The organism is Phenylobacterium sp., assembly GCF_036263695.1.
Classification (GTDB): Bacteria; Pseudomonadota; Alphaproteobacteria; order Caulobacterales; family Caulobacteraceae; genus Phenylobacterium.
The window spans coordinates 1-7,204 of record NZ_DATAGM010000260.1; the positions used below are offsets into that span (position 1 = coordinate 1).

The 7,204-nt window shown below is 70.7% G+C and carries 7 protein-coding genes and 1 pseudogene; 3 read left to right on the top strand and 5 right to left on the bottom strand.

Annotated elements, in window-relative coordinates; all coding sequences use genetic code 11:
- From VHK87_RS10485 to VHK87_RS10495, 3 genes and pseudogenes are all read right to left on the bottom strand, one after another.
- Positions 1-183, bottom strand: a pseudogene (locus tag VHK87_RS10485) (hypothetical protein); the annotation flags it as partial.
- Positions 183-962: a 4-hydroxy-tetrahydrodipicolinate reductase gene (gene dapB, locus VHK87_RS10490; protein WP_329634851.1), complete on the bottom strand. Its 780-nt coding sequence runs from the start codon at positions 960-962 to the stop codon at positions 183-185. The pseudogene VHK87_RS10485 and the gene dapB, both read right to left, overlap by 1 nt.
- Positions 963-1,015: 53 nt before the next feature.
- The gene (locus tag VHK87_RS10495; RefSeq protein WP_329634845.1) at positions 1,016-1,645 is read right to left on the bottom strand and encodes a TetR/AcrR family transcriptional regulator; all 630 of its coding nucleotides are present in this window, start codon (positions 1,643-1,645) and stop codon (positions 1,016-1,018) included.
- Positions 1,646-1,805: 160 nt separating this feature from the next.
- On the opposite strand from VHK87_RS10495, the gene VHK87_RS10500 reads away from it, so the two are divergent.
- From VHK87_RS10500 to VHK87_RS10510, 3 genes are all read left to right on the top strand, one after another.
- A complete protein-coding gene (locus VHK87_RS10500) occupies positions 1,806-4,094 on the top strand; it encodes an NADP-dependent malic enzyme (RefSeq protein ID WP_329634846.1) in 2,289 nt (762 codons plus the stop codon).
- 90 nt (positions 4,095-4,184) lie between these two features.
- Positions 4,185-5,483 (top strand): Hsp70 family protein, encoded by a 1,299-nt coding sequence (locus VHK87_RS10505; RefSeq protein ID WP_329634847.1) that lies wholly within the window; start codon positions 4,185-4,187, stop codon positions 5,481-5,483.
- 61 nt (positions 5,484-5,544) lie between these two features.
- A complete protein-coding gene (locus tag VHK87_RS10510; RefSeq protein ID WP_329634848.1) occupies positions 5,545-6,201 on the top strand; it encodes a BON domain-containing protein in 657 nt (218 codons plus the stop codon).
- Between the two features lie 36 nt (positions 6,202-6,237).
- Here VHK87_RS10510 and VHK87_RS10515 read toward each other — a convergent pair whose 3' ends face one another.
- Both VHK87_RS10515 and VHK87_RS10520 read right to left on the bottom strand, forming a co-directional pair.
- Positions 6,238-6,822 carry a CC0125/CC1285 family lipoprotein gene (locus VHK87_RS10515; RefSeq protein ID WP_329634849.1) on the bottom strand — a complete coding sequence of 195 codons (585 nt, stop codon included), beginning with the start codon at positions 6,820-6,822 and terminating at the stop codon, positions 6,238-6,240.
- A gap of 83 nt (positions 6,823-6,905) precedes the next feature.
- Positions 6,906-7,204 (bottom strand): LysE family translocator (locus VHK87_RS10520; RefSeq protein WP_329634850.1); only part of this gene is annotated, 299 nt, incomplete at its 5' end.

Here is a 7,204-nt window from a genome sequence, read left to right on the forward strand (position 1 = left end):
CTCGTCGATGGCCTTGGCCTGCAGCAGGGCGCGGTCGACGCCGGTGGCGACCACCGCGTTCAGCTCGCCGTGGCATTGCTCATGACGGGCGATGGCGGCCTGCAGCAGCTCGACCGCGCTCACCGTCTTCGCCTGCAGGGCGGCGATCTGGGCGGTGGCGTCGCGGGCGAGCAGGTCGGCCATCAGGATCGGGACTTCATCCCCAGGACGTCCTGCATGTCGTATTCGCCCGGCGGCTTGCCGGCCACCCAGCGGGCCGCCTCCACCGCGCCGCGGGCGAACAGGCTGCGGTCCCGGGCGGAATGGGAGAAGGTCAGGATTTCGTCCTCGGCGGCGAACACCACCGAGTGTTCGCCGACGATGCCGCCGCCGCGCAGCACGGCGAAGCCGATGTCGCCGGCCCGCCGTGCGCCGGTGATGCCGTCGCGGGCCCGCTGGGCGACGTCGGGCAGCTTCACGCCGCGGCCGTCGGCGGCGGCTTCGCCCAGCATCAGGGCGGTGCCGGAGGGAGCGTCCACCTTGCGGCGGTGGTGGGCTTCCAGGACCTCGATGTCGTAGTCGCGGGCCGGGAGCGCTGCGGCGGCCTGGCGGACCAGCCCCATCAGCATGTTGACGCCCAGCGAGAAGTTGCCGGCCCGCACGATGGCGACCCGCTCCGCCGCCTTGGCGATGCGGCCCAGGTCCTCGTCGCTCCAGCCGGTGGGGCCCGAGACCAGGGCCTTGCCGCCGATCTGCGCCAGCCGCTCGGCCAGGGCGGCGGAGGCGGCGGGGGTGGTGAAGTCGATGATGACGTCGGCGGCGTCGATGGCCTCCTCGGCCGGAATCAGCCCCTCGTCGCGCGCCACGCGTCGGTTGAAGCCGGCCGCCAGGACCACGTCGTCCCGCCCGTCCAGCGCCGCGGCCACGGCCCGGCCCATCCGCCCGTCGGCGCCGGCGATGGCGATCTTGATCGGCTCGGACAGGGCGGCCTCCTCTTGGCTCAAGGCGCGGCTAGTCTCTCACGCGATGGGCCGGGTCAACGGGAAACCGGGGTGCGGGCGCCGGAGAGCAGCTGCACGCCGGCCGCGGCGGTCTGGGCCAGCACCTCCTGGCGGTCGCCGGCCCGGGCGCGGATCGACAGCGTGTGCAGGATGGCGGCGGCCATCCGCGCGAGCGCCACCGGGTCGGCCTCGGCGCTGATCTCGCCAGCCTCGCGCGCCCCCCGGAAACGGGCCTCGAAGGCTTCGTCCAGCTCCGCCAAGCCGGCGGCGACGGCGGACCGGACCTCCGCATCGGTGAGCGCCTCCGGCAGGGCCGTCCCGACGATGAAGCAGCCCCGGGGGCCTTCGTGGCCCGAAAGGTAGACCGCCAGCCCCTCGGCGAAGACCCGCGACAGGGCCTCCACCAGCGGGACCTGCGCCTGCAGCTGACCCACGATCCGTCCCCAGGTCTCCTGCCGATAGCGCTCGAGGGCCTTCAGGTGCAGGGCGCGCTTGTCGCCGAAGGCGGCGTAGAGGCTCGGCCGGTGCATGCCGGTGGCCGCCGAGAGCTCGTCCAGGGACGTCGCCGCGAACCCGGAGCGCCAGAAGGCGTCGGTCGCCTGGGCGAGCGCCTGCTCGGGATCGTACTCCCGCGGCCGCCCGCGCCGCCTCGCCTCGTGCACCATCCCGAATCACCTCGCGCGGGCAAGAGGGTCCGGTTGTTCCGCCACGGTGGCAATGGCCGGTCGGTGCGAAGCTCGGCCGCAGAGGTTGTTCCGCAGGGCGCGTCTCTGTAGGTTGCGCGGCTCTTTCACCCAGCCACCACCAGAGTCCGAAATCGCCGCCATGAGCGACTCCGAAAAACGCACCTTCACCGATCAGGAGGCGCTGGACTTCCACCGCTATCCGACGCCCGGCAAGGTGGCCATCGCCGCCACCAAGCCGATGGCGACGCAGCGCGACCTGTCGCTCGCCTATTCGCCGGGGGTGGCGGTGCCGGTCCTGGCGATCGCGGAGAACCCGGAGGCCGCCTACGACTACACCTCGAAGGGCAACCTGGTGGCGGTGATCTCCAACGGCACGGCCATCCTGGGGCTGGGCAACCTTGGGGCGCTGGCGTCGAAGCCGGTGATGGAGGGCAAGAGCGTCCTCTTCAAGCGCTTCGCCGACGTGGACTCGATCGACGTGGAGGTGGCCGCCACCGACCCCGACGAGATCATCACCGTCATCAAGAACATCGGCCTGACCTACGGGGGCATCAACCTCGAGGACATCAAGAGCCCGGAGTGCTTCCGCATCGAGACCGAGCTGCAGGAGCTGCTCGACATCCCGGTGTTCCACGACGATCAGCACGGCACGGCGATCATCTCCGCGGCCGGCCTGATCAACGCCTGCGAGATCACCGGCCGCGACCTGAAGGACGTGAAGGTCGTGCTGTGCGGCGCTGGCGCGGCGGGCATCGCCTCTCTGGAGCTGATGAAGGCGATGGGCGTGCGGTCCGAGAACTGCATCGCCGTCGACAACACCGGCGTCATCTACCGCGGCCGGACAAACGGCATGAACCAGTGGAAGAGCGCCCACGCGGTGGAGACCGACGCGCGGACTCTGGCCGACGCCATGAAGGGCGCGGACGTCTTCCTCGGCCTGTCGGTGAAGGGCGCCGTCACCCAAGAGATGGTCATGTCCATGGCGGACAAGCCGATCATCTTCGCCATGGCCAACCCGGACCCGGAGATCACCCCGGAAGAGGTGCACGCGGTGCGTCCCGACGCCATCGTCGCTACCGGCCGCAGCGACTATCCCAACCAGGTCAATAACGTCCTGGGCTTCCCCTACATCTTCCGCGGGGCGCTCGACGTTCGGGCCCGGCGCGTGAACATGGAGATGAAGATCGCCTGCGCCAACGCGCTGGCCCAGCTGGCCCGGGAGGACGTGCCCGACGAGGTCGCGGCGGCGTACCATGGCGGCCACCTGAAGTTCGGCCCCAACTACATCATCCCGGCGCCGTTCGATCCGCGGCTGATCTGGTACATCCCGCCGTTCGTCGCCCAGGCGGCGATGGACACCGGGGTGGCCCGCAAGCCGATCGAGGACATGGACGCCTACCGGGCCTCGCTCGCCCAGCGGCTGGATCCCACCGCCGCCTTCCTGCAGCAGCTGCAGGACTCGGTCCTGGCCAATCCGCGCAAACGGGTGGTGTTCGCCGAGGGCGAGGAGCCCAGCGTCATCCGCGCCGCCTACGCCTTCCAGAGCGCCGGCCTGGGCCATCCGCTGCTGGTGGGCCGCGAGGAGCTGGTGCACGAGAACATGCGCCAAGTCGGCCTCGACCCCGCAGACGTGAAGCTGGAGATCATCAACGCGCGGCTGAGCCACTGGAACGCCGAGTTCGTGGACCACCTCTACGCGCGCCAGCAGCGCAAGGGCATGCTGCGCCGCGACGCCCAGCGGCTGATCAACCAGGACCGCAATGTCTTCGCCGCCTCGATGGTGGCGCTCGGCAAGGCCGACGCCATGGTCACCGGGGTCACCCGCACCTTCGACACCGTGCTGGACGAAGTCAGCCAAGTGATCGACCCGGCGCCGGGCGGGCGGGTGCTGGGCATGAGCGTGCTGCTGGCGCGCGGGCGCACCCTGTTCATCGCCGACACCAACGTCACCGAGATGCCCGAGGCCGAGGCGCTGGTGGAGATCGCCAAGCAGGCCGCCGCGGCGGTCCGCTCGCTGGGCCACACGCCGCGCGTCGCCTTCCTCTCCTACTCCACCTTCGGGCAGCCGATGGGCCAGCGCTCCACGAAGGTGCGCGAGGCTGTGGCGCTGCTCGACACCATGAAGGTCGACTTCGAGTACGAGGGCGAGATGCCGCCGCAGCTGGCGCTCGATCCGACGCGGCGGGTCAACTACCCCTTCATGCGCCTGACCGGCCCGGCCAACGTGCTGATCATGCCGGCCATCCACTCGGCGGCGATCTCGACCCAGCTGGTCCAGACGCTCGGCGCCGCCACGGTGGTGGGGCCGATCCTGCTGGGCATGAGCAAGGCCGTGCAGATCTGCCCGTTGTCGGCCTCGGTCTCGCGGATCCTGCAGATGGCGACCGTCGCCGCCTACGAGAGCCCCATCAAGGAGGCCGCCTCCTGATGCGGCTCGCCCCCGACCGCACCTAACGGGATCGCGCGCCGGATCGGGGCGGCGGCGATCCGTCGCCCGCCCCGCCATGGAGAGCGTCCGTTGACCGTCAGTATCGGAATCGATTTCGGCACGACCAACACCGTCGTCGCCCTGGCGGAGCAGGGCCGGCCGGCGCACCTCGTGCGCTTCCCCGCGCCCGAGGGCGAGCTGTTCGCCTTCCGCTCGGCGCTGTCCTACTACGCCCCGCCGGAGCGGCCGTCGGAGCGGACGGTGGAGGCCGGCCCCTGGGCGATCGAGGCCTATGTCGAGGATCCCGGCGAGACCCGCTTCATCCAGTCCTTCAAGAGCTTCGCGGCCAGCGAAAGCTTCACCGAGACGGAGATCCTCGGCCGCCGCTACCAGTTCGAGGACCTGCTCTCGGCCTTCCTGCTACGGCTGCGCGACTATGCGGGCGGCCAGCTGAAGGACCTGCCCAGCCGGGTGATCGTCGGCCGGCCGGTGAACTTCGCCGGCGCCTCGCCCAATCCGGAACTGGCCATCGCCCGGTACGAGGCGGCGTTCCGCCGGCTGGGGTTTTCCGAGATCCTCTACGCCTACGAGCCGGTGGGGGCGGCCTTCTTCTTCGCCCGCGAGCTCGACCACGACGCCACCGTCCTGGTCGGCGACTTTGGCGGCGGCACCAGCGACTTTTCGATTATCCGTTTCACCCGTCAGGGCAGCGAGATCCGCGCCGAGCCGCTGGGGCGCTCCGGGGTCGGCGTGGCCGGCGACGCCTTCGATTACCGGATCATCGACCGGCTGGTCTCGCCCCAGCTCGGCAAGGGCTCGGACTACGTCAGCTTCGGCAAGGTGCTGCCGATCCCCAACCGCTACTACACCGCATTCGCCCGCTGGGATCAGCTGGCCCTGATGCGCGCCAGCCGCGACATGCGCGAGATCCGCAGCCTGGTGCGCCAGGCCCGCGAGCCGGAGAAGCTGCGCCGCCTCGTGGAGGTGCTGGACGAGAACTACGGCTACGTCCTCTACAAGTCGGTCTCCCGGCTCAAGGAAGCGCTGTCGGCGCAGGGGCGGGCTGAATTCCGCTTCGAAGCCGGCGACATCTCGATCGTGCGCGAAGTGGAGCGCGGCGAGTTCGAGGAGTGGATCGCCCCGGAGCTCGGCCTGATCACCCGCGCGGTCGGCGAGGCGCTGGACGATGCGGGCCTGCAGGCCTCCGAGATCGATCGCATCTTCCTGACCGGCGGCTCGTCTCTGGTGCCGGCCGTGCGGCGCATCTTTCACGAGCGGTTCGACCCGGCGCGCATCGAGACCGGCGCGGAGCTGGAATCGATCGCCTCGGGGCTGGCGCTGATGGGCTGGGAGCGCGACCTGAGCCGCTGGGTCCGGGCGGCGGCCTGAGCCGGCGGGAACAGGGCCTCTTCCGCGCCGGTTGCCTGCCTGATCAGATCAGGAGACGGCGATGGACCGCAGACGCACACGCGGTGGAACGGAGGGCCGCGATGTCGGCCGCGGATACGGGGCGCCCGGCTACGGTCAGGGCTTCGGCCGGGATTTCGGCGGTGGCCTGAACACGGGGTTCGACGGCAGCTGGGGCCAAGGCTACGGCGGCAGCCTGGCGCCCTCCGACTACCGCGGCGGCGCGGGCGGCGAGGACTACGGCGGCGGCTTCTCGGGTGGCGACTACGACCGAAGCGTGGGTGGACGCGGCGGCGGCTTCGGCGGCGCGCGTGGCGGAGAGGACGTCTATAGCGCCAGTTACGGCGGCGGCCCCGCGCAAGGCGGCGGCTCCTTCGCCGACCACCGCGGGGGACCTGGGATGCGCGTCTCGGGAGGTCGTGAAGGCCAGCACCGCGGTCGCGGGCCCTCGAGCTGGGCGCGCGGCGACGAGCGCATCCACGAGGACGTCTGTGAGCGCCTGGCGGAAGACGACCGCGTTGACGCTTCGGACCTGGAGGTGGAGGTCAGCGACGGGGAGGTGACGCTTAAGGGCCGGGCCCGCAGCCCCGGCGACGCGCAGAAGGCCGAGTCAATTGCACTGATGGTGCACGGCGTACGCAAGGTCCGGAACGAAGTCAGCGACAGCGCACATCCAAGCGCCGGCCCCCATCCCAGATGACGCAAAGGGGGGCAGGCGGCCTGCCCCCCTCGTCCGTCAGCGCGGCGCGGGGTAGACGATGCGCGGCCCGAGGCCCTCCATCACCGCACGGGCGTCGAAGGCGCGCGGATCGCCCGCGGGCTTCGGACCCCGGTGCATCAGGATCTCGGCCGTCGCCTCGTACTTGTCGATGGTGCGCACGTCATAGCGGTCGGCCCAGAACGGGTCGCCCCAGAAGGGATCCCAGGTCCGCCAGCCGAACGGGCGGCCGTAATAACGCCAGTGCGGCCGCCAACCGTAGTAGCCCGGGCCCCACCAGGGCCGGTAGAACGGGTCCGGCTCCACATAGGTGCGGGTCTGCCGGTCGGTGGCGCGGTCGACGATCTCGAACCAGTCGTAGCCCTGCTGAACCGTCAGCTCGGCGGCGCGGAAGAGGAGGTAGCCTTCCACAGTCTCCCGCGAGGTGAGGCTGTTGCCGGCGAAGGTCACCCGAAAGCGGTCGGGCTCGAGACGGATTTCGGAGAAGCCGCCCGAGACCGCCTGGCCGGGGATGTTGGGTTGATAGGGTGTGGCCGTTGCACAGGCCGCGAGCGTGGCGCCGAGCGCCAGGACGGCGGCGAGGGCGGCCGACTTGCGTTTCATGAACTTGCTCTAGGTCTCCGGGCGTCCCTCGAAGTGAAGGATATCGCCTAAAAAATGCCCGGAAGGAACAGGAGTTGCGCCGATCAGCCCCGAAGCAGGATGAGGGCGGCGACGACGATCAGGAGCAGGCCGACGAACACGTCGAAGCGGCGCCGGAAAGCCGGCTGGTTCATCCGCGCGGCCAGCGCAGCGCCGCCGAGCCCATAGGTGCACATCGCCAGCATGTCGAGGCCGACGCCGACGGCGGCGAACACCGCCACCTGAGGGATCAGCGGCCGCTCCAGGTCGAGGAACGGCGGCAGGATGGCCGTGATGAACAACAACGCCTTGGGATTGGCGATCTGCACCGCAAAGCCGTCGCGGAACGCCCCGTGGCCCATCT